The sequence below is a fragment of the Sulfuricurvum sp. genome (genome assembly GCF_049305995.1).
Classification (GTDB): Bacteria; Campylobacterota; Campylobacteria; order Campylobacterales; family Sulfurimonadaceae; genus Sulfuricurvum.
The window spans coordinates 1-3,364 of record NZ_JBAQPS010000011.1 but is presented as its reverse complement, the minus strand read 5'-3'; the positions used below and the strand labels follow the sequence as shown (position 1 = coordinate 3,364).

The 3,364-nt window shown below is 39.3% G+C and carries 4 protein-coding genes; 3 read left to right on the top strand and 1 reads right to left on the bottom strand.

Annotated features, from left to right (window positions below; all coding sequences use genetic code 11):
* Window positions 1-311: 311 nt before the first annotated feature.
* Window positions 312-692, top strand: coding sequence for a hypothetical protein (locus WA010_RS00420; protein WP_422555205.1), 381 nt, complete (start codon window positions 312-314; stop codon window positions 690-692).
* Between the two features lie 71 nt (window positions 693-763).
* Complete coding sequence (locus WA010_RS00415) at window positions 764-1,369, top strand: hypothetical protein (RefSeq protein ID WP_422555204.1); 606 nt, start codon at window positions 764-766, stop codon at window positions 1,367-1,369.
* Here WA010_RS00415 and WA010_RS00410 read toward each other — a convergent pair whose 3' ends face one another.
* A complete protein-coding gene (locus WA010_RS00410; RefSeq protein ID WP_422555203.1) occupies window positions 1,370-2,305 on the bottom strand; it encodes a helix-turn-helix transcriptional regulator in 936 nt (311 codons plus the stop codon).
* A gap of 110 nt (window positions 2,306-2,415) precedes the next feature.
* Between WA010_RS00410 and WA010_RS00405 the strand changes: the two genes are divergently transcribed.
* Window positions 2,416-3,364, top strand: a 949-nt coding sequence (locus tag WA010_RS00405; RefSeq protein ID WP_422555202.1) for an AAA family ATPase, incomplete at its 3' end; no start/stop codon positions are given.

Sequence of the window (3,364 nt, the reverse complement as noted above, 5' to 3'; positions counted from 1 at the left end):
GCTGAATGATATTTGAAGAGGAATGCGTAGACTAATTAGTGAGTTAGAATGATTCAAATCAGGTATCACTTGGAAAAGTGAAAAACGTCTGAAAATCTTTTTTGGATTGCTTCTGAAGTATGTATTTTGTTGGTTGCGGAAACAGGATTTGAACCTATGACCTCGAGGTTATGAGCCCGATATAATATCTATGCTTAATGATGCATATTTGCCTATTTTAGGCTATTCTTTGAATTATTTAGTTGCTTATTTAGTTGCTTATTTAGGTATATTTAGATATGTTTATGCCTATAAAGTTGTACCCTTGGAGTGTGCTAAATGTACCTAAAGAAGCATTGGGTTACATGAAACATGGTATGTTTACACCCATTGCGGAAGAACATATTCGATCTTGCAAACAGTATTATGGCTTTTTCCACACAGAGTATGATGGGGGTATTATCAGCGAGGATGGAGGAAGTATCGATCTCATCTCCTTTGAAACGATTAATGATGAGATCAGGGCTAAATCGATATCGTTGAACATTAGTACTTTTGAAAAAAGAAGTGATTTGGTACGTGAATCGGAAACGATTTATCGACAATTTGTCGATATGGAAAACTTGATGAGTCAAACGGTTTTTGAACGTTTTACAATAGAAGACTTACTCTATAAAGAACGTTCCCATTCCGTTTCACGATATGATTATTGATCTAAATATTGAGAAATGACACATTGTTGTCCACTTTAATCTTTATCATACGATAAAAACAAAGGAATCGTATGAAACTCTCTCCTACTCTCGATTTGGTCAGAATACAGAATAATAATTGGCGACTGACAAATGATATGCCTTTTGATATTGAATGGGAATACCATTTTTGGAGTTCATCGAATTGCTATGTCAACATGACTGTCCAATGCGAGTGTAATGCGATGACGAAGGATAACTATTTACCGATAATAAATTTTGGATATATAGTTGAAATCCGGTTGCATAATGTACGGCGGATGCGGTTTTCAACGCCTGAAAATTTCAGCGATCAATCAGGACAATCTACAATGCAATATTTTGATAACCGTGCTGATCGTGCTATCGTTTTCGCATTTGTGGTGAAAAACCTCAAGCGCTACCTCAAAAAGTATCATCCTCCCTTTATCATACGCGGTCCGATCTTGCCGGTGCATAAAACGCTTAAGCGCTACGAAGTGATTGGCGATGTGATCAAAAGTTCCGGATATGAAGAGAGAATTTATAAAGTTGCCGATATGTCTAAAGGATTGAGAACCGTTGAAAATAATCCCTGCAAACCCGAAGATGAGATCCGCATGTATGCGAAATCCCTCGAATTATGGGCTGAACTTGAAAAGGGGTGGAAAGCGCTGTAGCTATTGCCCTAAATAGGTATAGCTATGGATTTTCTCCATTAGTATGTCGTTCATCCATACTGGATCTAAAATACGGATATGGGGGAGATACCATTGTACAATCGGGAGTATCTCCATTTCGTCCGTGACTGTGAGAACTACTTCGATCGATCCGTCGGCATCTCTGCCCTGGATACTTTGTCCTTTGTACGGTTTGCGCTCAAAATAAGGGGCTACGGTAGCATCAACCAGCAGCCTTACCTCAAAACTTCTATCCAGATTGAACCACACCGAGAACGCTTTTTCGACTGCTTCGGATAATTCAGTCGGATACTCAAAACGTTCTTCTTTTATCTGGATATCTTGAAGTGATTTCAAATGAAACTTTTTGAAGGTATTTTTGTCTTCAACGTCGAATGCGAGCAAATACCAGTACCCGTCAAAAAATGCCAACCGCAGAGGTTTTAGACGTACGTTACGTTTTCTTTTCGTGACAGCAGTGTAATGGGCAGTGATGATATTTCTGGATTTTATCGCGTTTTCAAGCTGTGCGAAGAGGGTTAAATGGGCTTCACCCAACGTCTCGGTATCGAGATTGGCGAACAACGGATGCTCGAGTTGGCAGGAGATCTGTTCAAGGAGCTGATGGGCTTTGGCATAGAACGACGGTCCAGTATTTTTGGCGATGGAATCAAGGATACCGATAACGATCCGTTCTTCTTTGATCAGTCCGTCTTCGGCGTTGGATTTATTGATCTTCCATCGTCGTCCATCACAATAGACGCCGTGTTCGCCCAGTGCTTCGTGCAGGTCACGTTGAATTGTTTTTGTGCTGACATCAAGCTCTTCAGCTAAATCTTTTATGGTCACGCCATCGGGTGAACGTGTTAGACGTTCGTACAGATATGAGAGACGGTCATATTTTCCGCCTGATTTTTCAAATCGTATATTTGCCATGGTATATCCGCTGTTTTTGATAATTATAACATCTATTTAAGACAAAAATGGTCAAAACTGTGTCCACTTTAGATGTTACATTTCTACAGATAAAATATGGAGGCGTTACAATGAAGATAAAAAGCTATATTTTGGATTTAAAAATCAACGGATCACAGTATGTTGATTCAGAATCTATCAACATTGTCGCATATTGGTCGCTTACCTGTATCTGTAAACTGGGTGGAATAGATCAGCTGATAGAAGACAGACGAATACGTAACAAAAAAATTGCATCTTTTTTTGGGCTTTCTGCGCTTTCCGAGTACGATGCTACAATCAATGATCTCCTTTTTGAACAAGGGTATTCCGTTGATTCAAACCAACAAATCAATACGCGTTCGGTCTTGAAAGAGAGTTTTCTAAAACTATTAAGCACACTGGAACAAAGTAAAAAACAATCATCTTCTATTTTGGAAACAAATATTGAAAAACTATCGGTACTCATCGGGTTAAACACTGTTGAGAAAGATATTCTTCGATTTGTTGCGTATCTTAAATACTATGAGCTACTGGATGATGTCGGAGATACCTTGGGGCAGATCTCTACCGATCAGCTCTATAACATTCTAAGCGTATTAATACAACATACAAAAGACGATATTCGTAAAACATTGTCACCAAGTGGACGTTTGGCACAAACCGGCATTTTGAGTGTTGATCGTAATGGTACACAATCTTTACGTAATAAAATCGATATTGGCAATAGCGGCTTTATTGACAAGATGATGACCTGTGATGATCAGGAGATCGAAGAGATGATCAAAGACTCCGTTCGCCGATGCACTGATGTATCCTTGAGCGTCGATGATTACGATCACCTCAAAGATGAAACATCGATGATGATCAGTTATCTCAAAACGGCGATCGAGATGAAAAGACAAGGTTCCAATATTCTACTCTATGGCAGACCCGGAACCGGTAAAACAGAGTTGGTTAAAACGATTGCGGCACAATTGAATGTTGAGCTGTTTGAAGTGAGCTATGCAGACGAAGATGATGATCCTATTGGAGGAGAAC

Excerpts from the sequence above, each read along its gene's own strand:
- WA010_RS00415 (WP_422555204.1), top strand. The coding sequence starts at position 764 with ATGAAACTCTCTCCTACTCTCGATTTGGTCAGAATACAGAATAATAAT.
- WA010_RS00410 (WP_422555203.1), bottom strand. The coding sequence starts at position 2,305 with ATGGCAAATATACGATTTGAAAAATCAGGCGGAAAATATGACCGTCTC.